At 45.1% G+C, this 25,304-nt stretch carries 20 protein-coding genes; 15 read left to right on the top strand and 5 right to left on the bottom strand.

Translation table 11 applies throughout. The annotated features are described in order from the left end of the window. The first annotated feature begins 122 nt into the window (after positions 1–122). The gene (locus F0145_RS09255; RefSeq protein ID WP_150088122.1) at positions 123–479 is read left to right on the top strand and encodes a SpoIIAA family protein; all 357 of its coding nucleotides are present in this window, start codon (positions 123–125) and stop codon (positions 477–479) included. A 103-nt stretch (positions 480–582) separates the two neighbouring features. On the opposite strand, the gene F0145_RS09260 is transcribed toward F0145_RS09255, so the two are convergent. Next, on the bottom strand, positions 583–1,032 hold the full coding sequence (locus tag F0145_RS09260) for a TerB family tellurite resistance protein (protein WP_150088123.1): 450 nt from the start codon (positions 1,030–1,032) through the stop codon (positions 583–585). Positions 1,033–1,340: 308 nt separating this feature from the next. On the opposite strand from F0145_RS09260, the gene F0145_RS09265 reads away from it, so the two are divergent. From F0145_RS09265 to F0145_RS09280, 4 genes are all read left to right on the top strand, one after another. Then, positions 1,341–2,393, top strand: a complete 1,053-nt coding sequence (locus tag F0145_RS09265; protein ID WP_223815922.1) for a dienelactone hydrolase family protein — start codon at positions 1,341–1,343, stop codon at positions 2,391–2,393. A gap of 138 nt (positions 2,394–2,531) precedes the next feature. After that, positions 2,532–3,617, top strand: coding sequence for a Gfo/Idh/MocA family protein (locus tag F0145_RS09270; protein WP_150088124.1), 1,086 nt, complete (start codon positions 2,532–2,534; stop codon positions 3,615–3,617). A gap of 366 nt (positions 3,618–3,983) precedes the next feature. Beyond that, complete coding sequence (locus F0145_RS09275; RefSeq protein ID WP_150088125.1) at positions 3,984–4,502, top strand: gluconate 2-dehydrogenase subunit 3 family protein; 519 nt, start codon at positions 3,984–3,986, stop codon at positions 4,500–4,502. Positions 4,503–4,558: 56 nt separating this feature from the next. Next, positions 4,559–6,277 carry a GMC oxidoreductase gene (locus F0145_RS09280; RefSeq protein WP_150088126.1) on the top strand — a complete coding sequence of 573 codons (1,719 nt, stop codon included), beginning with the start codon at positions 4,559–4,561 and terminating at the stop codon, positions 6,275–6,277. Between the two features lie 211 nt (positions 6,278–6,488). Here the strand turns inward: F0145_RS09280 and F0145_RS09285 are convergent, their stop codons facing one another. After that, positions 6,489–6,926, bottom strand: coding sequence for a hypothetical protein (locus tag F0145_RS09285; protein ID WP_150088127.1), 438 nt, complete (start codon positions 6,924–6,926; stop codon positions 6,489–6,491). Between the two features lie 52 nt (positions 6,927–6,978). Then, positions 6,979–7,407, bottom strand: a complete 429-nt coding sequence (locus tag F0145_RS09290; protein ID WP_150088128.1) for a hypothetical protein — start codon at positions 7,405–7,407, stop codon at positions 6,979–6,981. A gap of 222 nt (positions 7,408–7,629) precedes the next feature. Here F0145_RS09290 and F0145_RS09295 point away from each other — a divergent pair, with 222 nt between their 5' ends. From F0145_RS09295 to F0145_RS26165, 10 genes are all read left to right on the top strand, one after another. Further along, a complete protein-coding gene (locus F0145_RS09295; RefSeq protein WP_150088129.1) occupies positions 7,630–8,079 on the top strand; it encodes a GNAT family N-acetyltransferase in 450 nt (149 codons plus the stop codon). Between the two features lie 91 nt (positions 8,080–8,170). After that, positions 8,171–8,629, top strand: a complete 459-nt coding sequence (gene msrB / locus F0145_RS09300; RefSeq protein ID WP_150088130.1) for a peptide-methionine (R)-S-oxide reductase MsrB — start codon at positions 8,171–8,173, stop codon at positions 8,627–8,629. Between the two features lie 329 nt (positions 8,630–8,958). After that, complete coding sequence (locus F0145_RS09305) at positions 8,959–9,645, top strand: TetR/AcrR family transcriptional regulator (protein WP_150088131.1); 687 nt, start codon at positions 8,959–8,961, stop codon at positions 9,643–9,645. A 19-nt stretch (positions 9,646–9,664) separates the two neighbouring features. Continuing rightward, positions 9,665–11,404: a peptidase domain-containing ABC transporter gene (locus tag F0145_RS09310; protein WP_223815923.1), complete on the top strand. Its 1,740-nt coding sequence runs from the start codon at positions 9,665–9,667 to the stop codon at positions 11,402–11,404. Positions 11,405–11,407: 3 nt separating this feature from the next. Then, complete coding sequence (locus F0145_RS09315; RefSeq protein WP_150088132.1) at positions 11,408–12,787, top strand: HlyD family secretion protein; 1,380 nt, start codon at positions 11,408–11,410, stop codon at positions 12,785–12,787. Positions 12,788–12,793: 6 nt separating this feature from the next. After that, complete coding sequence (locus tag F0145_RS09320) at positions 12,794–14,236, top strand: TolC family protein (RefSeq protein WP_150088133.1); 1,443 nt, start codon at positions 12,794–12,796, stop codon at positions 14,234–14,236. Positions 14,237–14,833: 597 nt separating this feature from the next. Next, positions 14,834–16,075: a GDSL-type esterase/lipase family protein gene (locus F0145_RS09325; protein WP_150088134.1), complete on the top strand. Its 1,242-nt coding sequence runs from the start codon at positions 14,834–14,836 to the stop codon at positions 16,073–16,075. A 118-nt stretch (positions 16,076–16,193) separates the two neighbouring features. Further along, on the top strand, positions 16,194–19,616 hold the full coding sequence (locus F0145_RS09330; protein ID WP_150088216.1) for a PVC-type heme-binding CxxCH protein: 3,423 nt from the start codon (positions 16,194–16,196) through the stop codon (positions 19,614–19,616). Positions 19,617–19,967: 351 nt separating this feature from the next. Beyond that, a complete protein-coding gene (locus F0145_RS09335) occupies positions 19,968–21,689 on the top strand; it encodes an LIC_10190 family membrane protein (RefSeq protein WP_190277511.1) in 1,722 nt (573 codons plus the stop codon). Between the two features lie 121 nt (positions 21,690–21,810). Then, the gene (locus tag F0145_RS26165) at positions 21,811–21,975 is read left to right on the top strand and encodes a hypothetical protein (protein ID WP_190277512.1); all 165 of its coding nucleotides are present in this window, start codon (positions 21,811–21,813) and stop codon (positions 21,973–21,975) included. Positions 21,976–22,132: 157 nt separating this feature from the next. Here the strand turns inward: F0145_RS26165 and F0145_RS09340 are convergent, their stop codons facing one another. Together F0145_RS09340 and F0145_RS09345 are read right to left on the bottom strand one after the other, a co-directional pair. Then, on the bottom strand, positions 22,133–24,025 hold the full coding sequence (locus F0145_RS09340) for a beta-N-acetylhexosaminidase (protein WP_223815926.1): 1,893 nt from the start codon (positions 24,023–24,025) through the stop codon (positions 22,133–22,135). Positions 24,026–24,671: 646 nt separating this feature from the next. Then, on the bottom strand, positions 24,672–25,244 hold the full coding sequence (locus F0145_RS09345) for a hypothetical protein (protein WP_150088136.1): 573 nt from the start codon (positions 25,242–25,244) through the stop codon (positions 24,672–24,674). Positions 25,245–25,304 lie beyond the last annotated feature (60 nt).

The raw sequence follows: 25,304 nt of genomic DNA on the forward strand, positions 1-25,304 counted from the left end.
AAAGCGGCTGTACGGCTTTCCGAAAAGGTTTTTAATACTTCAGAAAAAATACCGAATAAATAAGGTGTAAAACACACCTGATGGCCGGAACGTAATATTTAAAGAAAATAAATTTAACTATTATGATTAGCCAACTAACAACCGAAAAAGATGACCTGGTAGCCGTCCGGGTTTCGGGGCACCTGGATAAGCACGATTACGATACCATTATTCCGCTACTGGAACAGAAAATAGCCCAGCACGGCAAAATTAACCTGTATTGGGAAATGCTAGGCTTTGCCGGCTGGCACCTGGACGGGCTGTGGAAAGACCTGAAATTTGACTTAAAACACGTTAACGATTTCCGGAAAGTGGCTATTGTGGGCGATAAAAAATGGGAAGAATGGATTGCCACCATGATTAAGCCTTTTACCAGCGCCGAAATAAAATATTTTACCGAACTGCACCGCGACGATGCCATGGCGTGGGTAAGCCAATAAAAGCCCTTTGATTGATTGCCAGAGCATGAAATAATCTGGAAGCTTTAGTGCTAATTCCAGCAGAATATTCTTGCGTGGGTTCTACTGAAAAATTTTAGATAATTTAAATATCTACCCGGCCTTTGTGCCGCTCCAGAATTTCTTTTACAATATTGCGGGCAACGGCTTCTTCTAAATCCATAGCCGAAAAAAGATAACGGATTAGCTCTTCTTCTTTGTCGGCAACCACGCCATCGGCCAATACCAACTCAATGGTGCGGGCAAATAAATTGGCTTTGTTTTCCGACGATATTAAATCCACGCTGGTATCAATCAGGTGCTTGCTGCCAATTTTGGCGTGTGCCAGCAACACCGACCGGTAATATTCCCGCACCTCGTGCTCTTCAAAAAAAGAATTATTAGCCAGGGTTTCCGAAAGTTCTTCCAGTTCTTCGTCTGCTACCACTTCGTCTACGGCAATACAGGCATGCATAATGGCAATCCAGGCTTCCTGTTCGTTCCGGGGAGCATAAGAAACTACCGTTGATTTATATTTTTCATCGAAAAGAGCCATTGCTTAAATATATAATAACTTAAAATTTAAAATTTCTTTAGTACTACAAGCTTACCGATAAAGGGTTTACCCAAAATAAATCTGCTGTTCGCTGCCCTATGCGTAATTATATAACAGCCGTTCGTTTTAAAAAGGTAAAAATATATATTTACTTAACAATAGACTACTGCTAATTTAGCGATAAAATATTAGAAGCCCTTAATCTGCTGGTGAAGGTGCCTGATTCAGGAATATTTACAAGGCTGGTAAATGAATGTTAAGAAAAGCGGCCTCACCCAATCAGAATATATTTTTACTGTTTTTTAAGAATGATGATTACCAGATACCTTAAATGGGGGAAATTGTTTGTAGCGCTTAGCGTTATTTTAATATTTATGGCTTTTCGGGTAGTGCCTGTGACTTCCGTAGAAAATAAAATGGTTATGCCTGAAAATGACGCTGCTGCCCGCCCCTTAGTAAACGAACAAAAACAACGCAAAGCTTTATACCAATTATTGGGTAAGTTACCCGATCGCCACCGGCCTATTTCGGTTAAAGTAGTTTCCAGAGAAGAAACCGACGAAATAATTATAGAAAAACTGCTGCTGGATTTGAACGGGCTGGAATTAGTGCCGGCTTATTTTACCAAACCCAAAACGGCAACCGGCAAAATTCCGGTAATATTATTTAATCATTCGCATTTCGGGCAGTATCAGGTTGGTAAAAACGAATTCCTGAAAGGCCGCAAAGAAATGCAAAGTCCGCCGTATGCGGTAGCGCTGGCCCAGGCCGGTTATGCCGGTTTGTGTATAGATAGCTGGGGCTTTGGCGAACGCAGCGGCCGGCCCGAAATTGATATTTTTAAAGAAATGCTCTGGAAAGGTCAGGTTATGTGGGGTATGATGGTGTACGATCACCTGCGCGCCCTCGATTACCTCCATACCCGCCCCGATGTAGATACCAAACGCATCGCCACTATGGGCATGTCGATGGGCAGTACCATGGCCTGGTGGCTGGCAGCCCTGGACGAGCGCATTAAAGTTACCGTAGATTTAAACTGCCTCACCGATTTTCAGACGCTGCTGGAAGAAAAAGGGCTGGAGCGGCACGGCATTTATTACTACGTGCCCGATTTGCTCAATCATTTTACCACCTCCAGTATAAATGCCTTAATTGCGCCCCGTCCGCATTTTGGTTTAGCCGGCAGCCAAGACCCGCTTACACCCTTAAAAGGTTTAGCCATTATAGATGCTAACCTAAAAAAGGCTTACGCCGCCAAGAATGCGCCGGAAGCCTGGCAACTGAAAATTTATAACGTAGGTCACCTGGAAACTCCGGAAATGCGCCAGGATATTATGGCTTTTCTGAAAAAATGGTTGTAATTATTAACGCTAAAAATATTTGTTAATTAAAGTAAGCTTAATAATATTCGGCTTTAGCAGAGGCGAAACGTCCGAAAATTTAGCTTGCCAAAATATTCTTTTTAATGTTTCATATGGGGCAAAACCTTTAAATATTCTATGTCGGAAAAAACAAAAAATATACGCGTGCTGGTAGTTGGTTGCGGCAATATGGGCACTTCCCATGCTACAGCCTATCATTATTTAGATGGCTTTGAAATTTGTGGAATTGTATCGACCGGAAAAAGTAAGGAAATATTAAACGAAAAACTGGGCGGCGGCTACTCTTTGTTTTCGGACTTTGACGAAGCGTTGCGTAGCACCCAACCCGATGCAGTTTGCATTTCTACTTACCCCGATACGCACGAAAGCCTGGCCCTAAAAGCGCTGGAAAATAATTGCCACGTGTTCATAGAAAAGCCGCTCGCCGATACCGTGGCCGGAGCCGAGCGCGTAGCTGCAGCCGCCGCCAAAGCCGGTAAAAAATTGGTAGTAGGGTATATTTTGCGGCATCATCCGTCCTGGATTAAATTTGTTGAGCTGGCCGGAGAACTAGGTAAACCCCTGGTCATGCGCATGAACCTGAACCAGCAAAGCCACGGCAATATGTGGACCGTACACCGCAATCTAATGAAAAGTTTGAGCCCGATTGTAGATTGCGGCGTGCATTATATTGATGTCATGTGCCAGATGACACGCTCAAAGCCTATACAGGTAAGTGCCATTGGTGCCCGGTTAACCGAAGAAATTCCGGCAGGTAATTACAACTACGGGCAATTACAAATTCGTTTCGAAGATGGTTCGGTGGGTTGGTACGAAGCCGGCTGGGGACCCATGATGAGCGAAACCGCTTTTTTCGTGAAAGACGTTATTGGGCCCAAAGGGGCCGTATCTATTGTGGCCAAAGATGCTGGCGGCACCGGTAAATCCGATTCGGTGGAAGACCATACCAAAACCGAGTGGCTGCGGTACCACCGGGCCGCTATAAACCAACAATCAGAATTTTTGCAGGAAGATACTTGGATTAGCATGGAAGATGAACCCGATCACCAGGAGCTTTGTAACCGCGAACAAAGCTATTTCCTGAAAGCAATCCGGGAAAATATTGATTTAACCGACCATATTGCCGACGCGGTAAACAGCCTTCGGATTGCGTTTGCCTGCGACGAATCGGTGCGGACCGGCCAGATTGTTTCGCTAACTTAACTAGCCCAATATTTTAAGTGAAATTTAGTGGCATTTTTAAAATCAGGAACCAAAGAGAATATTTATGGCTTTAAAAGATATAAATCGGCATAAAAAGGTCTTTTGCAGAATTATTCAAAGTTCTTTTTGAGAGGGGACAATGGGAAAGATTTACGATGTTTAAAACCGATTTGCGAAAGTTCTGATTAATAAATATTGAAATAGTTTAATAACTATGGGCGTGTATTTGTATCTGATAGTTATAATCTATAATTTTAAAAAATATGATTTTTCCTTTTAATTAAGGCAAAGTTGCTTTAAGGGTTTAATATTTAAAATGGGAAACAAAGGCTATTGCCTTTACCAAGCCCAAGATTTACTTTTCTGATGAAAAGACGCACTGCATTAAAAAACTTATCGATGGCGGTAGCCGGTTTGGTTGCCCTGCCGGCCTGGGCTTCTGGCTGGAACCCCGCTACACTGGGCCCTGTTGCTGTTTTACCGCCCGCCGAAGAAGCCTTGCTGGCCGAGTTAGTAGAAACCATTATTCCCGAAACCGATACACCGGGAGCAAAAACTTTGAAGGTGCATCAATTTGTGCTCCGCATGGTTCAGGATTGCTACGGCGAAGTTGCCCAGAATAACTTAAACCAAGGCTTAATAACCCTCGATCAGGTGGCGAAGGGCGCTTTTGAAAAATTATTTATAGACCTGGATGTTACCCAGCGCACGGCTGTACTAACGCATTTGCAACAAAGCGACGATCCGGCAACCAAAGCATTTATTAGTCTGGTAAAGAATTTAACCATTCAGGGCTATCTTAATTCTGAGTACGTGCTGCTGAATATGATGGAGTACAAAATGGCACCCGGTTTTTACCACGGCTGCGTGCCTCTTAAAGCCTGATTTTTAGACCAATATTTGGTAGTAATTCTTTCTGATTTTATTTCTTAATATTTAGAATGCCATTTTTTAACATAGATTCAGTAAAAAGCCGCACGTTCGATGCCATTGTAATTGGCTCCGGTATAAGCGGCGGGTGGTCGGCGAAAGAGCTAACCGGTTACGGTTTGCGCACCCTGGTTTTAGAGCGCGGACGCGATGTGAAACACGGCGTAGATTACCCGACGGCCATGAAAAACCCGTGGGAATTTCCGCACCTGGGGCAAATATCGAAAGCTGAAAAAGAAGCCAACCCGATTGCGAGCCAATGTTACGCCTACAAAGAAGATTCGGCGCATTTTTTTGTGAAAGATGCCGAGCACCCTTACGTACAGGAAAAGCCTTTTACCTGGATTCGGGGCTACCAGGTGGGTGGTAAATCGTTGCTGTGGGCCCGCGGTACCCAGCGGTGGTCGCAGTTAGATTTTGAGGGCCCGGCCCGCGATGGCTTTGCCGTAGAGTGGCCCATTGGGTATAAAGATATTGCCCCCTGGTACAGCTACGTCGAAAAATTTGCCGGAATATCAGGCAATAAAGATGGCTTGCCGCAACTACCCGACGGTGAATTTCTGCCGCCGCATGAGCAATCGTGCGTAGAAAAGTATTTCAGCCAGCAAATGGCGAAGCATTATAACAACTCGCGCCCGGTAATTATTGGCCGTTGTGCGCACCTCACCAAACCCAATCCCATTCATCACCAGCAGGGGCGGGGCCAATGTCAGAACCGGGTGTTGTGTCAGCGCGGCTGCCCGTACGGTGGTTATTTCAGCAGTAATTCTTCTACTTTGCCCTGGGCGCAGAAAACCGGTAAGCTCACCCTGAAGCCCGATTCGGTGGTGCATTCGATTATTTACGACGAAAAGAAAGGCAAAGCCACCGGCGTACGGGTAGTAGATGCGCATACCAAGGAAATGACCGAATATTACGCCCGGATTATTTTTGTAAACGCCGCTACCTTAAACACCAACCTGATTTTATTAAACTCTAAGTCTAGCCGTTTCCCGAACGGATTGGGGAACGACAATGGCTTGCTGGGTAAATATATTTCTTTCCATAATTTCCGGACTACTATTTCGGCGGAGTACGAAGGTTTTCAGGAAACCATTACCGAAGGCAACCGGCCCAACGGTAGCTACATTCCGCGCTTCCGCAATTTATACAAACAGGAAACCGACTTCTTACGGGGCTACGCTGCCGGCTTTGGCTCCAGCCGCATGCTAGACCGCGATACCACAGGGTTTGGCGAAGACTTAAAGAAAAGTTTAACCGGTAAAAAATACGGCAACTGGCGGGTAAGTTCGCACATGATGGGCGAAACCATTCCGAAGGAAACCAATCACGTTGCTCTTGATTCGGGTTTAACCGATGCCTGGGGCGTTCCGCTCCTGAAAACATCCGTAGCTTACGACGACAACGACGAAAAAATGATTGTGGATTTTCATGAACAACTAACCGAAATGCTAACGCTGGCGGGTTTTACCAATATTCAAACGCACGACGATCCTAACAAGGCACCCGGTATTGATATTCACGAAATGGGCGGCGTACGCATGGGAAAAGACCCGAAAACCTCGCTCCTGAATAAATGGAACCAGTTGCACCATTGCAAAAACGTGTTTGTAACCGATGGCGCCTGCATGACTTCCAACTCTACCCAAAATCCTTCGCTTACTTTTATGGCCATTACGGCCCGCGCCGCTGATCATGCCGTGAAAGAATTGCGGAAAGGTAATTTGTAAGAACCTAACTTAACCAAGGCTAGCGTTACTTATATAATAATATACACCAATCAGGAAATATTCTTCTTAAAGATGCATAGCGTTTGCAAAGCGCGCAGGCATTTTTAAGAAGAATATTTATTTTATACAGATAATGAAAGTTAAAGGTGTAAGTTAGTGTAAAGGCGCAAATGGTTGGTTATTAATATTTAAGCCTAATATTTTGCCAATTCTAAATAACTGTAGTTGTTATATGGCTGGAAAGCCAGTTGTAAGCTGCATCTTTATCAAAATGTACTTTTATTAACCCCGCTGATTGGGGTTCCGCTTCTTTTTTTTCGTAAACCTGGTTGGGGTTAGTCATTACAAAACACTCCGGCGCCATTACAATAGCAAAGCGGCGAATAATATTAGCTTTAAGCAAAGGTGTCATTCTTTCCAGCAGCCACACCTGGTTTTCGCGCTCCATGGCTTTTATCTGGGTAGCATCGGTTAGCCAATATTTAATATTTTTACTGGCCGCGGCATCAAAAGCCAGGCGGTAGCCATTCCGGAAATGCTCCTTATCCGGGTGTATCAGAAAAGTTAACTCTAATACCGCCAATGCCTTGTCGAGCCGGATTTGGAAAGCGCCGTCTTCGTAAACGGGTGTTAAGGTAAAGGCAGCCATACGTCTTCAGTTAGGTAAATATTGGCTCATGCTTTGGGCGGCCGCAACCGGTTTACTTTTTCTGTCGGCCTTTAGGTAATGCTTTTGCAGGCGGTTTTCGGTTTTGTAGCTGCTTAAACTTTTCGGTACTTACTGTTTCAGAATATTCTATTGCTGTTAAAATAGCTTCGGCAATATCAAAATCATACGCCAGTGTTATTAGCAGGTGTTTATCTGGGTTAAGTACGTAGCTGTCAGCTACTTTATCGTACACGTTAAATTCGTGTTCGCCTTCATCCAGGTATTTATTATCGGTGCGCGCCAATAAGTCGCCGGTAATTACGAGCGGTTTTTCCAGGTCTGCAATCAGTTCAAAAGGCTGAAAATACCGGCCGTCTTTTTTGTGGGTTATATACGCAATTTTGTCTATTTGGATAATAATATCCTGGTGCTTACTATCGCGTTTGTTTTTTATCTGAAGAATGTCGCCTGTAATATTCATTTAGGTTGATTTAGTATTTGTTGCGGCCGCTGCTAGTTAGTTTTTAGTATGATAAACCAGCATAACATATTGGCGCGCATTTTTGGTTTAGGTAAAACGTAGTACACCAAAGGTAAGCCGCTATAATTATTTTAACCAAACCAAAGGCAGGTTAGTTGTGTAGCGGCGGGTATTCGCGTATACTTGCCACCCCAAATATTTAAGGTAAAAATTTTTAAGCTGATGGAAATAATTGCTGTTGCCAAGCCTTTTAGCCAATTAACGCCGTACGAACTATACGCTGTTTTACGCCTGCGCAACGAAATATTTGTGGTGGAGCAAAATTGCGTTTTTCAGGATGCCGATAACAAAGACCAGGGCTGCCATCATTTAATGCTTTTTCAGGCCGAAACATTAATTGCGTATGCCCGGTTAGTACCAGCCGGTTTGGCCTATTCCGAAATATCCATCGGCCGGATTGTTACCAGCGCGCAAGTAAGGGGTTCCGGGGTTGGCCGTATTTTAATGACGCACGCTATAGACCAAACGTATAAATTATTCGGCAAAGGTCCCATCCGGATTGGTGCGCAACTATACGCGACCGCCTTTTACCAAAGGTTTGGTTTTGTACCCGATGGCCCAATTTACGATGAAGATGGCATTGACCATGTGCAGATGCTGAAAGTAATTTAGTAAGATTGCTATTGATTTATCGGTAATTAAAAACCTAATATTTTACTGCCTATTTTTGCCAAAGAAGTAGCAATATTAAAGTTGGAGTTGCATGTTACGCTGGATTGATGTTTTAATATTTGCGAAGTACAGCAATCCGGAGCCTTACCACCGGGTTGAGAAAACGGAGGCAGTATGGCAAGCCCAACTAACCCCAGCGCAGTTTAATATTTTGCGGCAAAAAGGCACCGAGCCGCCTTACCGCAACGCTTATTGCCGCACGTATGAGCCCGGGGTTTATGCTTGCGTAGGTTGCGGTAGTTTGCTGTTTAACGCCACCGCAAAATATCATGCTATTTCGGGTTGGCCCAGCTTTAGCCAACCCATTACCAAAGCCGCCATTAAATACCTCTCCGACGACACCCACCACCTGCACCGCATAGAAGTGCAATGCAATGTTTGTGATGGCCACCTGGGCCACGTTTTTCCCGATGGCCCCGCGCCCAGCGGCCTGCGCTACTGCATTAATTCCGAAAGTGTTATTAGAATTGAACCGGCGGAAAGCAACTGATATTTTCGAGTATAAAAAGAAATAGTAAGAAGCTGTTACAAAGATTATCTCTTTTATTCCTTCCCCAATAATTTTTCTTTCAATTATTTAGTTTCAGGATTCTTTAGAGGCTTTCCATTGTTGCGTTCAGAAATAATTTAGGGTTAAGCCAACTCTGTAGCACAGCGATTACCCGGTTTGTATGTTAAGGAATTGTTATCATTTATGATAGTATTACTATTGTAATTAAAAGCTTTATTATTTTTGTTTCTGAAGCTACATCAGCAAAGCGGTAATTAACTATTAGCCGCCCGTCTGGGTTGGGCAATAAAAAAAGCTTTTCATAAAAAATGGCAGCAAGCATCCATATCAGTTTAAAGCATAAATCTTACCTGCGGGAACCCGAGAGCACCGAACTTGGCCGGAAAATTATTAGTGAGAGCATTAAAATAATTGATGCTTTAGGCTTTGAGCAGTTCACCTTTAAGAAACTGGCGGCGGAGATCGGGTCTACGGAAGCCTCTGTTTACCGGTACTTCGAAAACAAACATAAGCTTTTGGTTTACCTGATATCGTGGTACTGGGCCTGGGTAGATTATACCGTTACTTTTCAAACGCATAATTTGCCAGATCCGCGGCAACGTCTGAATAAGGCTTTGGAAGTGCTGGTTAATGCCGGGCAAGAAGACGACCCGAACGTAGCCTATATTGATGAGCGTATTCTGTACCGGATTGTAGTGGCCGAATCTTCGAAGGTTTACCTGACCAAAGAAGTAGATGCCGAAAATAAGGAAGGATATTTTCTGGAGATTAAAAAATTCTGCCGGCACCTGGCTCAATTGGTATTAGCGGTAAATCCGGATTATCCTTATCCGCATGCGCTCGTTAGTACCGCTATGGAAGCCGCCCACCAGCAATTATATTTTGCCAGCCACCTTCCATCCCTAACCGAAATAAAGTATTCACAACATGCGGTTGAAGAAACTATTCAATTTCTGAAACATTTGGTCTATTCGGCAATTGATAATTCAAAATAATGGAAAAGCGAAGAAAGCAATGGCAAAAACGGTAAATACAAAACATATAACACCCATGCAGCGGTTTATGCGCCTGCTGGCTTCGGAGAAACAGGAGATTATATACCTGTATATTTACGCGGTAGCAGCCGGTATTATTAGTTTGGCGTTGCCGCTGGGCATCCAGAGTATTATTGGTTTTGTATCGAGCGGGCAAATTCCGGTATCGGTGGTGGTACTGATTGGGGTAATTGTGCTGGCTTTGCTTATTGTGGGTGGCCTGCAGGTTATGCAGTTGTGGTTGGTAGAATATTTGCAGCAACGCATTTTTGCTAAAACCGCCTTCGATTTTGCTTACCGGATACCGCGTTTTCAGGCCGAAGCCTTAAGTAAATATTACCCGCCGGAACTCATGAACCGCTTCTTCGATGTGGTATCGCTGCAGAAAGGCCTCGCTAAAATATTGCTCGATTTTTCCACAGCGGTTATTCAAATAATATTTGGCCTGATTTTGCTTTCCTTGTACCACCCGTACTTTATTTTCCTGGGCATTATTCTGGTAACGGTTTTAATTTTTATTATCTGGAGTACCGGCAGAAAGGGTGTAGAAACCAGCATTATGGAGTCGAAGTATAAGTACAAACTGGTGGCTTGGTTAGAAGAGTTAGCCCGCTCCATGAGTACCTTTAAATTTGTGGAGCATACCAACCTGCCTACTTCGCGCACCGATTCTTATGTAAGCAGCTACCTGAAAGTTAGGAAAGAACATTTTGGGGTATTAATGACCCAATATTTAAGCTTTGTGGGGTTTAAAACGGTTATAACCGGGGGATTGCTGGTACTGGGTTGTATTTTGGTAGTGCAACGGGAAATTAACATTGGGCAATTTGTCGCTTCCGAAATTATAATTATTTTAATAATGACGGCGGTAGAAAAAATTATTGTAAAGCTCGATACCGTGTACGATGTTTTAACCAGCCTCGACAAATTGGGCCACGTTACCGATTTACCGATTGAAGAAATAAAAGGGATTAGACTAGATGATATGCCCTTGCAGGGTGGGCTGGGTATACAAGTTAATAACCTGCGCTATAAGTATCCGAATACCTTTAGAGCTTCCCTGGAGAATATTAACTTCACTATTAAGCCTTCGGAACGCATTTGTTTGGCCGGGCACAATAATTCGGGTAAGAGTACCTTGGTTAGCTTGCTATTGGGGCTGTATTCAGCTTATGAAGGCAGCATTGTATACAATGGCGTTTCGCTCCGCGATTTGCACATTGGTAGCCTGCGCAGCTTAATTGGCGATAATTTATCGAAAGAACAAGTATTTGACGGCACCTTGCTGGAGAACTTAACTTTAGGACGGGACCTGCCCATGCAGGACGTACTTTGGGCAACCGAGTTGGTAGGCCTGAACCAGTTTGTGCACGAATTACCCGGCGGACTGCAATCTTACCTGGTAGGTGGTAGCCAGCGCTTGCCCAGCAGCATCGCCCGCAAAATAATTATGGCCCGCAGCTTAGTGCAGCATCCCAAACTCCTGATTATTGATGATTTCTGGGTGGGCATGAGTAGAAAAGAAAAAATGAACCTGATGCGCGTACTCACTGGGAAGCAATTCGATTGGACCATGATTATTGTTTCGAACGAACCAGATGTAATGGCGCTTTGCGACCGCACTTTGTTGCTGCAGGATGGGAAACTGGTAGCCTCCGGCACTTATGCCGAAATAAGCCAGCACGAATTATTAAGAGAGTTAACCGAAATACCTGCTTAAAGTATGCCTAAAATAGTTAAAGATATAAACAGCCCGGACCTGATGCACCTGAAATCGATGCAGCAGGTGCAAACCCCGCGTTTGGGCCGGCTGCTTACTTATTGGTTGGGCGGGATTTTCTTGGTATTAATCCTTTGCCTGTTTTTACCCTGGACCCAGAATATTCGTTCTACCGGCAGCCTTACGGCCTTAACGCCGCAAGACCGGCCCCAAACCATAGAAGCCGTTATTGCCGGCCGGATTCAGGCCTGGCATGTAATGGAAGGCGCTTTGGTAAAAAAAGGTGATACCATTGTGAGCATTACCGAAGTAAAAGAAAAATACCTGGACCCGCAGTTACTGGCTCGCTTGGGTGAGCAGGTAGAAGCCAAACAAGGCGCCGCCAACGCTACCGAAGCCAAAGCCCAGGCCATGCAGGAGCAAATACAAGCCCTGCGCCAGGGTTTAACTTTTAGTTTGCAGAAAGCCCGTAACAAAGTACAGCAAACGCGCCTGAAACTGCAAAGCGACAGCATGGACGTGGTAGCGCAACGCACCGACTTAACCATTGCCGAATCGCAGTTTGCCCGCCAGGAAAGCCTCTACAACCAGGGTTTAAAATCCCTGACCGAACTGGAATCCCGTCGCCTGAAACTGCAGGAAGCCCAGGCCAAACTACTTTCGGTAAAGAATAAATATGATGCCTCCCGGGCCGAGTTGCAGAATGTCCGCACCGAGTTAAACTCTTTGCAGGCCGAATACGCCGATAAAATAGCTAAGGCTGATGCGGAATTAAACGCCACCCGCTCGTACATCTATGGCACCCAAGCCGAGCTTTCGAAACTGCAAAATGAATACAGTAATACCCAGATCCGGAGCCAGTATTATCACATTCTGGCCCCGCAAGATGGTTACTTAGTCCGGACGTTGAAAGCCGGCTTAGGAGAAACCATAAAAGAAGGCGAACCGGTAGCTACTATTATGCCGGCAAACCCGCAGTTAGCCTCTGAGCTTTACGTTAATGCTTTGGATTTGCCTTTAATTAAGCGCGGCGATAAGGTCCGGTTGCAGTTTGAAGGATGGCCGGCCCTGGTATTCTCGGGTTGGCCCGGTGCTAGTTTTGGTACCTTTGGGGGGCAGGTAGCGGTTATTGATAACACCGGCACCAACGGCCAGTACCGTTTATTGGTGGTGCCCGACCCAAAACAGGAAACATGGCCCAGTGCTTTGCGGGTTGGTTCAGGGGTTTACGGGTGGGCCATGCTCAATACCGTACCCATGTGGTACGAAATCTGGAGACAGTTAAACAACTTCCCGGCCGATTACACCGGGGGCAAAGAAGCCGGCACCCAGGATAAGAAAACCGCTAAAGCCAATACGGACCAAGCTAAAGAAGAATATTAAGGCATCATGAAAAATATTCAGCTTTATATGCTACAACTTGTGTTGGTCCTTGGTTTGCTGGTGCTGGGTTTATCTTCGGCAAAAGCACAAACCCCGGATTCGGTGCAGGTACTTACCTTACAGGATTTTCACCGGCTTGTTTTGCAAAACCACCCGGTTGCTTCGCAGGCGGCTTTGCTAACTGAACAAGCCCGGCAAGAATTACGAATGGCCCGCGGCTCGCTCGATCCGGTTATCAGTTCTAAAATTTACCGCAAAGAATACAACGGGAAAGAATATTATCATCTCTGGAATAATACCCTGGAAATTCCTACGTGGTTCGGCTTCGATTTAAAAGCGGGTTACGACCAAACCCGCGGCCAATATTTAAACCCCGAAAACAACACGCCGGCCGGCGGCTTAAGCTTTGCCGGCGTTTCGGTACCACTGGGCCAGGGCTTGTTCATCGACCAGCGCCGGGCTACCATTAAGCAAGCTGTTTTGCTGCAGGATATTGCCGAAGCCGAGCGGGTAAAACTCATAAACAAGCTTTTGTTGCAGGCTACGAAAGATTATTGGGACTGGCTATTGTACTACCGCGAAATGCAGCTTTACCGCGAAGCCCTGGAATTAGCCGATTTCCGGCTGAAATCCGTCCGGATACGCGTGCGGGAAGGCGACCTGGCCGCTATTGATACCATAGAAGCTTTAACCGAAGTACAAAACCGGCAGGTGCTGGTGCAGCAGGCGCAACTTTCCTATAATAATGCCCGGCTAACGGTAGCCACGCACCTCTGGGCAGAAAACGCGGTCCCTTTGGAGTTACAGGAACGAACCATACCGGCTTTAACCGGCAGTGAACTTACTACGCTACCCCAGGACTCGATGCAGCAATTGCTGGAAATAGCCAAAACTAACCACCCGGATTTGCGCAAAATTAACCTGAAAGGCCAGCAATTACAGGTAGAACAACGCCTGGCTACCGAGAAGTTAAAGCCAAAACTGAATGTAGAATATAATGTACTCCAAAAAGATTTTTATCTACGCCCCGATGCCTTCGAGCGGCAGTACCTGGGGGCCAACTACAAATTAGGGATGAGTTTTAATGTGCCATTATTTTTGCGGGAAGAACGGGGCAAACTTCAGCTTACCAAAGCCAAGCAGCAAGCCAACAACCTGGAACTCCAGCAAACTACCCGTGAAATAGAAAATAGTTTATTAGCCGCTTTTAACGATTGGGAAGCGCTGGCTTCGCAAATAAAATTGCAGGAGCAAATGGTAGAAAATGCAAATAAGCTCCGGAACGGGGAAGTTATTCGTTTTCAAAACGGCGAGAGTTCTTTGTTTCTGGTAAATTCCCGGGAAGCCAAACTGTTGGAGTCGCAACAAAAGCTTTATTCCCTCCGGACAAAGTACGCGAAAGCTAAAACTTTACTCTATTGGTCTGCCGGCAATATGGTGGTGGAGTAGTGTTACCTGCAAATATGCTTGTGCTTAGAATCAGGCTCTTAAATATTATTAGAAGAAGCTGTTTAGCATTTGGATAATTGGAGAAACCCGCTGCCCTTGCGGCGGCGGCACCAGCAAGTAATCTGCCAGAAGCTTTAGAATTGGCAGTGATAACACCATAGCCCTCAGGCCTAGGAGAATTTATCTCCTTAGCTGGCGCAAGTTTTGCGAAGCATAACTTGTGCCTATTAATAATGGCCAGTTTTCAACTGGCCGGAAGTTGGAAATTTCCTCTCTTGGTACACACCAGCTACAAGCTGCTTCTAACTGGTAACTAACCCAACCGGCTACATTTGTAACTTCAGAACTGGCCAATTTACCTTTACGCTTAGGTTCTACTTTAAAACTTCTTTATACCGGGTAGTTAAGGTTGTGCTTATTTAGCTATTACATTCCTATCTTTTTAGTTAAAGTTTCTGAATATTTATAAAAAAATTATTTAATTAAATCTGGTAAGCAGATAATATGATTATATTTCTCGTTCAAGCGCGGCAGCTTAGTTAAACGCGTTTAGCCGGGTTACCGCTACCGGAAAAATATTGCTTAATATAATATTGCATGAAAAAACTATCCACCACACTTAGTTTTCTTATTTTATGGCTTTTTACCTTGTATTACGGAAAGGTAATGGCGCAAAATATTGCCCCGAAGGCTTCGCAGACCAACGCCAACTTTGATCTAAAAAGCGGCGACCGGGTAGTTTTTCTGGGAAATTCTTTGTTTGAAAATGACTTGCCCTACAATTATCTGGAGTTTGCCCTAACCACCCGCTGGGCCAACCAAAATATTACTTTCCGCAACATTGCTTGGACGGGAGATAACGTTTGGGGCGAAGCCCGCAGCTATATTTCTTCGCCCAGCGCTTACGATTTATTAATAGAGCAATTAACCAAAACGCAACCCACCGTTGTATTTATTGCATACGGTGCCATTGAGGCGCAGGAAGGGGAAGAAGGGGTGGCCCGTTTTAACCAAGGTTTAAATAAGTTACTCGATAAAATAGCGCAACTGGGAGCCAAAGCCATTCTGTTGTCGCCGATACCGGCAATGGATAATCAAGCAACTACCAATGGTGCGCAACGGAATGCCATGCTGGAATTGTACGCGGCAACTATTGCCAAAACGGCTGCGGAGCGCGGCCAGCAATATATTAATATTTATAAGCCAATGCTGGAGCTAAGCAAAAAAGTAAACCTATCGGATAATGGAATACACCTGAACGAAACCGGTTATTATTACTTGGCTACCACCTTAGAAAAAGAATTGGGTTTAACGCCCCGCCAGGAATTGGTTTCCATAAATATTGATAAAAACGCGACTGAGCAAACCAATCCTGTAAAAATATTAGATGCCGGCCGGCAGAAAAACACCGTAAAATTCACCTTGGAGGAGGAATATTTGCCTTTACCCTTACCCGCACTAGTTGAAGGAACCGCCGATAAAGCCCAAGTAATAAAAATAGCTGGTTTGAAAAAAGGCGTTTATACCCTTACCGCTGACGATACGCCGGTAATAACTGCTTCGGCTGCGCAATGGAAAGAAGGCGTAGCCATCCGGCGCGGAGCTTCGTTTAGCCAGGCAGCGCAAGTGCGCGATTTAATATTTAAAAAGAACCAGTTGTTTTTTCAGCAATACCGGCCGCAAAACCGGACTTATATTCTGGGTTTCCGCGCGCACGAACAAGGCCGGCACGCCCGGGGCCTGGAAGACCTGAATATTATAATTTCTTACCTCGAAGGCCAAATCGCTTTAAATCGCCATCCCAAAGCAATCGTGTATCAGCTTACCCCTCTTAAATAACATGAAAGTGACAAAACAAAATAACTATACTGCTAAGTCCTCCTTTGGTAATTTATTAAAAAATATATTCTCGTCGGGTAAGCAGGCAAAAGTATGGGGAGCTTTGGCATTAGTACCAATGGTGCTGCTGTTTACGGCCATGGTAAACCAAAAAGACGATCAGGAAAATCCGGACCCGAAAGATGAACTGGCTTCGTTTAAGATTGCGGATGGTTTTGAGGTAACACTTTTTGCGGCAGAGCCCCTGGTAATTAAACCTATTCAGATGAACTGGGATGCCGACGGCCGGTTGTGGGTGGTTAGTAGTACGGCTTATCCGCACCTGAAAACCGGCGAAGAAGCCAACGATAAAATATTTGTACTGGAAGATACCAACGGCGATGGCCGGGCCGATAAATCCACCATATTCGCGGAAGGTTTACTTACACCCACCGGAATATTACCCGGCGACGGCGGCGTTTACGTAGCCAACTCCACCGAAATATTACACTTTGCCGACACCGATAACGATGGTAAAGCTGATCAGAGGCGGGTAATATTAACCGGTTTTGGCACCGCCGACACCCACCACCTGATTCATACTTTCCGCTGGGGCCCCGAAGGCAGTCTTTACTTTAACCAATCTATTTATATCTACAGCCACGTAGAAACGCCTGCCGGAGTTAAGCGCCTCGAAGGCGGCGGCGTGTGGCAATTAAGACCTAAAAATTTAGAGTTAGATGTTTATGCCAAGGGTTTAATTAATCCGTGGGGCTTGCAGTTTAACCGCTGGGGCCAATCTTTCTTGACGGATGGCGCGGGTAACGAAGGCATAAATTACGCTTTTCCGGGCGCAACTTTTGTAACCTCGCCAGGGGCCGAAAGAATTATTAGGGGTTTAAATCCGGGCCAGCCCAAACACAGCGGCCTGGAAGTTATTTCGGGTCGGCACTTGCCGGAATCATGGCAAAATAGCGTTATTACCAACGATTTCCGGGCCAACCGCATAAACCGTTTCCGGCTGGAAGAGCAGGGTAGTGGCTATGCTTCCAAGCAGGTAGAAGATTTATTATGGACCGATCACGTGGCTTTCCGGCCGGTAGATATTTCGGTGGGCCCGGATGGCGCTATTTACGTAGCCGATTGGTACAACCCCATTATTCAGCACGGTGAAGTAGATTTTCATGATCCGCGCCGCGACCAGCAGCACGGCCGTATTTGGCGGATTGTGGCGAAGAACCGGCCTTTGGTAAAAACGCAGCAACTAACAAAAGCTTCGGTGCCGGAATTATTAGAGGCTTTAAAATTACCCGAAGACTGGACCCGTTCGCAGGCCAAATTAGTACTAAAATCCCGCGGCGAAAAAGAAGTAATTCCGGCATTGCAAAAATGGATCAGCAACCTGGATAAAAAAGATGCGGATTACGAACATCAGTTGTTAGAGGCCTTGTGGGTGTACCAATCGTTGGATGTGGTAAACGAGCCGCTGCTCCTGAACTTAATAAATGCCCAAAACCACCAGGCCCGCGCGGCCGGATTGCGGGCCTTGCAACTCTGGCATAACAAGATAGCGAATGTGCCCGCCTTGCTTACCAAAGCCGTGCAGGATAAGCATCCGCAGGTGCGGTTAGAAGCCGTAATTGCTCTCCGGAAAGTAAAAACGGCCGAAGCGGCCCGTACAGCTTTAGCGGTATTAGACCAGCCGATGGATGAATTTTTAGATTATGCCCTTTGGCAAACCACCCGCGAACTGGAACCAGCCTTAATGGCCCGCTTAAAAACGGAACCGGAATTCTTAGGCAGTGCCCAGAAAACTGCTTTTGTGCTTAAATCGGTAAATAATCCGGAGGCCGTTACCCCGCTCGTGCAGTTGTATCAGAAAAATGTAGTGCCCGAAGCGTACCAGGCAGATGTACTAAACGCGGTGGCCAAACGGGGGAAGCTAGCTGATTTAAATATTTTGTTGGATATGGCGGTTCAGGGTTATGGCGCCCAGAATAAAAATGTAGCGGCCCAATTGGGTGCTTTGGCGGAGGCCGCCCGGCAGCGGGGCGTAAAACCGGACAAAAACTTAAATCGGATTGCCAGCTTTACCGCCAGTCCTGATGAGGCCATTGTGCTAAATGCGGTGCGTTTAATGGGCTATTGGCAGCTAACAGAAATGCGGCCGCAATTAACCAAGCTCATTCTGCACCAAGATAAAAATATTAAGAAAGCGGCCTTGGCCGCGCTGGTTAGCTTAGATAAAAGTAAAGGCGAAAAATTATTAACGGAGCTGGCCCGCGGCAAAAATCCGGCAGATTTAAAAATTTTAGCAACGGCCCAACTGGTACCTTTAAATGTAACGGAAGCTTCACGGATTGGGGCAGAATTATTGCGCACAATGCCCGAAAAAACCGATGCTGCTGACTTGTTCCAGGCCTTTTTTGCGCATAAGCAGGGCACGCAATTATTGGCCGAAGCCATTATGGCGAAAAAAATACCGGCAAATACGGCTAAAGCCATCCGCCCGGCCTTTCAACGACAGATTCCGTGGGGTAAGCAAAAAAACGAAGAAGTGCTATTGATGATTAAAGCCCTGGAAGCATCCGGTGGGTTCCTGCCCACCGAGCGCATGCCGCAGCAGCTCAGCAGCCAGGATATTAACAAGTTAGCTGTAGAAATAAGAGGCGGCGCCAATCCCGACTTGGGCGAGGCTGTATTCCGGAAAACCCATTGTACTACCTGCCATGCTATTGGCGGCGCCGGTGGCCTGAATGGTCCGGATTTAAGCAGTTTGGGCACCAGCTCACCGGTAGAAACCATTATTAATTCTATTCTCTATCCGTCTAACTCTATAAAGGAAGGCTACGAACTGCAACGGGTAGCTAGAAAAGACGGCTCCGAAATGATGGGTTACCTGGTAAGTAACGGTGCTTCGGAGATTATAATGCGCGATGCGGCGGGTAAGGGCGTAGCCATCCCTAAAAGCCAGGTAAATTCTATTCAGAAAATACCCGGTTCCTTAATGCCACCCGGTTTAACCGCCGGTTTAGAAAAAGAAGAATTTAATAATTTGGTTGCTTTCCTATCGAAGTTGGGTGAATCGGGTAAATACCGGGTGCCTACGTCCCGGTTTGTGCGCCGCTGGGAAGCCTTGCCGGCCAGTAAAGAAGTTTCTAAAAAGCTTACCGGCGAAGGCTTGGGCTACCTGATTAAAGAAAATAGTAAAATGCCGGTAATGCCAGTTTATAGTAAAGTTGCCGGCGATTTACCCCTCGAAGAATTGCCCGTTGTCGGCACAAATGCCAATAAACCCTACAGTGTAGTTCGGTTTGAGGTAGAAGTACTGAATAAGGGGAACATAAACTTAGCCTTTAACGCAACTGCCGGCATTACTGCCTGGGCCGGCCAAAAACCTTTGAAATTAGCTGAGCAGGGAGCGGTGGCCGAACTTCCTCAGGGCATCCACCAGATTACACTGGCTATTGACCGCCAGGTACGTCCGAAAGGTTCGCTAAGTATTCAGCTACAGGATGCCGGTACTGCTACCGCGCAAACCAGGTTGGTAATGGGGCAATAGAACTTTTGGCTTTATCTTTTAAACATAGAACCCCACTGTCCGGTGGGGTTTTATTTTATTAGGCCACTATTCGCATTATTATACCTATGTCAAGTGGATAATGCGCAATCTACAGGCGTCCTATTGAGCCTGTCGAAATAGCTATTAATTACTTTACAATGCCGTTATAGGTCCTTCGACAAGCTCAGGATGACCAGCAATGTACGTTTAAGCGCAGGTTTCATTTTATAATGGTATTAGATATGAACACCTGCTTTTAAAAAGTAATCACAATTAATTTATCCTAACCGGTAATGCGGCGGCTTTGCTTAAATTTACGCTATTATTCTGGTCATTCTTTAAAGTTTAATAATGGTACTTACCTTAGTAATGTGGGCATACATTCACTGCTTTAATTGCAGTCTAGGATTAATGCTTTACAACCTGCTCAGCAATATTTTCGGCTGGAAATTTACGAAAGTACCGGCCTACCTGCTGAGTTTATTTGGTTTGTGCTTTTTAACCGGTTACCTGGCCATTTATTCGCTTTTTGCTCCTATAAATGTAATTACCCACTTAACTTTAATTATACCATTGGCCTTTTATGCTGTTAAACGAAAGGCGGTATTTAAACTGTTTTTGCAACCCCGCCTCAGTTTTTCAAAAACTGAATTTTTGTTTTTGCTATTACCGGTTTTAATTATAGTTCTTAATTTATTATACCTGAATACATTACCTGTTTTACATACCGATAGTGGGCTGTATCACATTCAAGCCATTAAATGGCCGCAATATTACCCGGTTGTGCCGGGCATTGGCAATTTATTATCCCAAATAGGTTATAATTCCAGTTTCTTTTTATGGTCGGCTTTTTTTAGTGGGGTATCGTTAACCAGCCAGCCAATTTATGCCCTTAACAGTTATCTGGTATTATTATTAACCGTAACCGGACTAACCCTTTTTCGGGCAGCTTTTACAAAAGACAAAAGCAAAATGGCCTACAGTATTTTTCCGGTTATTTTATGCGGCTTAATCCCGATAATTTTCGATAGAGCCATTGCGTCGCCTACGCCGGATATTGCGTTAACGGTAATACTGGCTTTTATTTTTACCATTCAAATTTATCAGCTGGGTAAATCAGGGAAAGAAATAAATGCGTTTGAAACCCTGACTTTGGTGTTGCTGGTGTTAACCGCCTTTACAATTAAAATATCGGTTGCTCCCATTGCGGGCGTTTTACTGTATTTAATTTTTACCGAACAGGTTAAGCTAAGTAAACAATGGGTTATGCTGGTAGCTGCGTCTGGCCTGTTTATTTTTGGCCCTTGGTTTATCCGCAATATTATTCAAACCGGGTATTTAGTTTATCCTTTTCCGTACCTTGATATTTTTACGGTTGACTGGAAAGTACCTATGCCAATTGTGCTGGATGAAATGAATATGATAAAATCTTTTGCCAAAGAAGGGGCCAACGACTGGCAACGTGTTTTGCAAACTTCTTTCTGGGTTTGGGTTAAATCCTGGTACAGTTATCAATCAACTTACTATAAATTTATACTTGCCGGAGCTGCCCTATCGCCTTTGTTCATGGTTATTTTGGGTTACCTAAAACGCGAAGCGCCAGGTTTTACAAATCTTTATAAAAAATTACTGGCCCTGTGGTTTATTTATTACGCAGGATTTCTATTCTGGCTGTATTTTGTGCCCAGTATTAGGTTTGGGGTTACGTTTATTTATTTAAGCCTGTTAATACCCATTATTTTTGTTTTGCAAGGCACCATTAGCAAGTACAGCGCTTTTGTGTATGTGCTTGGTATAACCATAATACTGGGTTTGGGCCTAAATCAGTTACGCGACCTTGTTCACTTTTTGCGCTTTCAACCAGCCGTAATACAAGCTCGTTTAATGTATCAGGAGTATCATCCTGTACCTGCTTTAGCACCAGTAAAAGTATCTCATGTAAACGTCTGGCGGCCGGTTAAAGAATTGGTTTGTTGGGATGCTCCCATTCCGTGCACTTACCACTTGGTTAAAGGCCTGGAATTACGCGGAAAAGATTTAGCCAGTGGTTTTCGGATAAAGAGCAAAGAATAATTCTGGATTTAAAACGCCTGCACCTAATCTGGCTAGCTGATAAATAATTTTTTGTGAGCTTCTTTTAACCTTTTGCGTTAATACCAAAAAGCAACTTTGCACTTATTATCATTAGCACCAGATGGAACAGGAAGCAGAAAACTCACCCCGTAAAGAAGACGAAATAATGGATGAAAATGCCATTATTTTGAAAGAAGAAAATACCCCGGCTTTATACGACAATACGGCCGAAGCCTTTGAAGCGGATATAGAAATTATAGACCTGACGGAAGATGCGGAGGCATAAGCTTTTGCTAGGCACATGTAATAACGTAATTCGCCAATCAGAAGATTGGCTATCCTGGAAATGCGTAGAGCGCGTTGCTAACTCTACGCATAACTAGAAGGTTTGGAATGGTAAATAATTTCCTGTTTTCTAATAATATTAAAACATTAAAGCAAGTTTATTCTTTTTTACCGGTTAAATCCTGTTCGCTGATGGTGCGGGTGGTTACCTTGCCTACTTGCTGATTAGCCTGAAAAGCAGTTGCTTTTACAACAGTCGGGTTAATTATTTTAAAGGGCATGGTATACTGCAAAGATTCCAAAGTGGGCTCGGTACCGTCCAGGGTGTAAAATATGCGGGTGCCGTGGCTGCCGGTTTTTAAAGATACTGTAATATTTTTTGCTTCCGTATCGGGCGTAACTTCCATGAAAACGTTGTAAGCACTTTTGGCATAGTTCAAGCCAATCGCATCGTAACGTTTGTATTGTGTTTCCATTCTTTTCTTAAAGTTATCCCAGTTTTTCAGATTGGCCGGGGTCCAGGCTACTTCGGCCAAAGCCGCTGCCCTCGGAAAAGCATAATATTCGGCTTTTTCTGGAGTATGAATATATTCGGCCCACACATTGCCCTGGGTACCAATTATATATTTAGCTTCTGCGGGTGTTAACTCGGCGGGCGTAGGTTCATAGGAATATACTTTTTCCAGCAACAGCATGCCCCCAATTGCTTTGGGTTCCAACGCCCGGTCGCCCTGGTAATAATCTAAATATAGGTGCGAAGAGGGTGTCATAACCACATTGTGGTGTTCTTTGGCCGCCGCAATACCGCCTTTAATGCCGCGCCACGACATAACCGAAGCATTGGGAGCCAGGCCACCTTCTAATATTTCGTCCCAGCCAATAATATTTTTATTTTTCGTCAGCAGGAATTTTTCAATGCGTTTAATAAAATAACTCTGCAGTTCGTGTTCATCTTTTAAATTTTCGGCTTTAATGCGGGCCTGACACTTAGCGCAAGCTTTCCACCGGTCTTTGGGTGCTTCGTCGCCGCCAATATGAATAATGGGGCTCGGAAACAAGGCGGCTACTTCGGTTAAAACATCTTCCAGAAAAGTAAACGTTTGGTCGTTGCCGGCGCAGTAAATATCTTTCTGAATGCCCCATTGCAGCGGCATTTTGTGTGGCCCGCCCGTACACGAAAGCTCCGGGTAAGCTGCCAAAACCGCCAGCGTATGGCCGGGCATTTCTACTTCGGGCACTACGTTTATGTAGCGGGCGCTGGCGTAAGCCACAACGTCTTTAATCTGCTCCTGGGTATAATAACCACTGTGGGGGCGGTAATCAATCTGATCGCGGTTACCAACCTGGGTGCCTTCGCGATTAGCACCAATTTGGGTTAAACGGGGATATTTTTTTATTTCGATGCGCCAGCCGTGGTCTTCGGTTAAGTGCCAGTGAAACGTATTGAGTTTGTGCATGGCCATGTAATCGAGGTATTTTTTGATAAACTCGACCGGGTAAAAATAGCGGCCCACATCCAGCATCAGGCCCCGCCAGCTATAGCGCGGCTTATCCTGAATATCCACGGCCGGAATAGCAACGGCGGCTTTACCGGCTACCGCTTCGGGGCCAGCCGGTAATAACTGGTAAATGGTTTGCAATCCGTAAAATATGCCGTGCCCGTGGGTGGCCCGCACCACAATATTCTCCGGCCGCACAGTTAATGCATATCCTTCTTTCCCCAGCGTAGTGTCGGTTGGCTGTTTGCTTAAAATAATGGCATTTTTAGCTTTTAGCGCATTGGCCTTTTCGATTACGGTTAGTTCGTGACCGGTAGTACTTTTTAGCTGGTCGGCGAGCATGCCGGCCAATAATTTAAGCTCCTGATCCTGAGGCGTAATGTAAATTTTAGTTTTAGCCGTAAGCTGAAAATTGCCCGGTAAAAGTTTTAAACTAACCGGCTGCGGAATAATTGAAATATTGCTTTCGGGTGCTGTGGTGGTTTGGGCTCCGGCCAGGTTAATACAAATAATACTAAGCCAGAGTAACAAGAGGGTACGTACACGCATCATGTCGGAATAGTTTTGATTTTACTTTATTAGTTGGTGAACAGCTTTAGGCAGGGTGAATATTATTGCTGCAAGATAACCATCTGGGGATTCTTTCAAAATTTTATCTGGATTCCAGCGGTAATTACTGCTAAAGTGTGGGTTAGGCTAAAATAAAGCCGGGATTAAGCAAAGTTAAGATTGGCGGAAACGGAAAGAATTTTATAAAGTGGCTGTTTATCTTTTGAAAGATTTCATCTTTCAATGTGTAAGTGCTAACTGGTAGCATATTCCTAAGTTGCCTCCCGGCCGGCGGGCCCCGTTTGGCCGCTCGGGCTGCTCATCTTTCCTTTGCTCGTACCTCGCAATGCTGCGCACCGGAAAGCTGAAAGGCCCTCGCTGTCCAAACTGCTGTCAGTTGCCTGTAGTTACTGCCATTCTAGGTTCAATTATCAATTAATAAGCCTCCGCAACAAAGCTATTCCATGATGAGCTGGTTCGGCCGAACTCCTTCCCTGGTTCAGGGAAGGTGCCCGGAGGGCGGAAGGGTCTTTACAATCCAGATTTGTTTGCAAAAAGCGCCGCAAGAATAATCCTGGAGCGCTTTTCTGTTTTTTCTGAAAATTCGTGTTGATTTATTTTTCCCGGTTTACGCCAGAACAATTATTATTTACCAGTTAGCGGGCCGGAAAGTAGTATAAGCCGTTGCCTGGGGCTCGAACCGGATAATGAGTTGGTTTTTGCCCGCATTGTCTGGTTGCAACGTGTAATAATAGGTTTCGGGTTTGAGGTCTTTCTTCTCGGTTTTATTATCGTAGTTCTGGTAAGATGAAGCACAACCTTTGTAAAAGCCCCGGGCCCGCCCTTCGGTGGGGTAAAAAGTAAACGACTGCTCAGCTTCGTTAAACTGCACAGTTCCTTTTTTGTAAACAAAAGTTTCGGTGCGGCAACTGTAAGAAGTGCCGCCGGCTACCAGGTAAAACTCACATTTACCATCGGGTTTAAAATCGAAAGCCAGGCCGGCTTCAAACGCATTGCCTGTATACGAGCCGTTATAATCCCAGAATTCACCCATCGAAAATTCTCCGGCCAGCCATTTACGGGCCAATTCGGTGGGTACTTCGGAGCTGGGCGTAGGTTCCGGGTCTTCTTCAATACAAGCGGGCAGCAGCAGGCTTACCCATAGCAGCAAAGTGGCAAATATTCCTTTATGCAGGAGGTTAGAGCGCGTGGCGTTTTTCATAGTTTTAATAATTAAAATACTGATATATAAATATTTACCAAAAATTATTAATATGATTAA

This window comes from Adhaeribacter rhizoryzae, from assembly GCF_008629685.1.
Lineage (GTDB): Bacteria > Bacteroidota > Bacteroidia > Cytophagales > Hymenobacteraceae > Adhaeribacter > Adhaeribacter rhizoryzae.

What these genes read in the sequence shown, in the direction of transcription:
- F0145_RS09335 (WP_190277511.1), top strand. Translation starts at nt 19,968, where the DNA reads ATGGTACTTACCTTAGTAATGTGGGCATACATTCACTGCTTTAATTGC.
- F0145_RS09280 (WP_150088126.1), top strand. Translation starts at nt 4,559, where the DNA reads ATGCCATTTTTTAACATAGATTCAGTAAAAAGCCGCACGTTCGATGCC.
- F0145_RS09325 (WP_150088134.1), top strand. Translation starts at nt 14,834, where the DNA reads ATGAAAAAACTATCCACCACACTTAGTTTTCTTATTTTATGGCTTTTT.
- F0145_RS09315 (WP_150088132.1), top strand. Translation starts at nt 11,408, where the DNA reads ATGCCTAAAATAGTTAAAGATATAAACAGCCCGGACCTGATGCACCTG.
- F0145_RS09275 (WP_150088125.1), top strand. Translation starts at nt 3,984, where the DNA reads ATGAAAAGACGCACTGCATTAAAAAACTTATCGATGGCGGTAGCCGGT.
- F0145_RS09285 (WP_150088127.1), bottom strand. Translation starts at nt 6,926, where the DNA reads ATGGCTGCCTTTACCTTAACACCCGTTTACGAAGACGGCGCTTTCCAA.
- msrB (WP_150088130.1), top strand. Translation starts at nt 8,171, where the DNA reads ATGTTACGCTGGATTGATGTTTTAATATTTGCGAAGTACAGCAATCCG.
- F0145_RS09345 (WP_150088136.1), bottom strand. Translation starts at nt 25,244, where the DNA reads ATGAAAAACGCCACGCGCTCTAACCTCCTGCATAAAGGAATATTTGCC.
- F0145_RS09340 (WP_223815926.1), bottom strand. Translation starts at nt 24,025, where the DNA reads ATGATGCGTGTACGTACCCTCTTGTTACTCTGGCTTAGTATTATTTGT.
- F0145_RS09260 (WP_150088123.1), bottom strand. Translation starts at nt 1,032, where the DNA reads ATGGCTCTTTTCGATGAAAAATATAAATCAACGGTAGTTTCTTATGCT.
- F0145_RS09295 (WP_150088129.1), top strand. Translation starts at nt 7,630, where the DNA reads ATGGAAATAATTGCTGTTGCCAAGCCTTTTAGCCAATTAACGCCGTAC.
- F0145_RS26165 (WP_190277512.1), top strand. Translation starts at nt 21,811, where the DNA reads ATGGAACAGGAAGCAGAAAACTCACCCCGTAAAGAAGACGAAATAATG.
- F0145_RS09305 (WP_150088131.1), top strand. Translation starts at nt 8,959, where the DNA reads ATGGCAGCAAGCATCCATATCAGTTTAAAGCATAAATCTTACCTGCGG.
- F0145_RS09270 (WP_150088124.1), top strand. Translation starts at nt 2,532, where the DNA reads ATGTCGGAAAAAACAAAAAATATACGCGTGCTGGTAGTTGGTTGCGGC.
- F0145_RS09265 (WP_223815922.1), top strand. Translation starts at nt 1,341, where the DNA reads ATGATGATTACCAGATACCTTAAATGGGGGAAATTGTTTGTAGCGCTT.
- F0145_RS09255 (WP_150088122.1), top strand. Translation starts at nt 123, where the DNA reads ATGATTAGCCAACTAACAACCGAAAAAGATGACCTGGTAGCCGTCCGG.
- F0145_RS09310 (WP_223815923.1), top strand. Translation starts at nt 9,665, where the DNA reads ATGGCAAAAACGGTAAATACAAAACATATAACACCCATGCAGCGGTTT.
- F0145_RS09330 (WP_150088216.1), top strand. Translation starts at nt 16,194, where the DNA reads ATGGTGCTGCTGTTTACGGCCATGGTAAACCAAAAAGACGATCAGGAA.
- F0145_RS09320 (WP_150088133.1), top strand. Translation starts at nt 12,794, where the DNA reads ATGAAAAATATTCAGCTTTATATGCTACAACTTGTGTTGGTCCTTGGT.
- F0145_RS09290 (WP_150088128.1), bottom strand. Translation starts at nt 7,407, where the DNA reads ATGAATATTACAGGCGACATTCTTCAGATAAAAAACAAACGCGATAGT.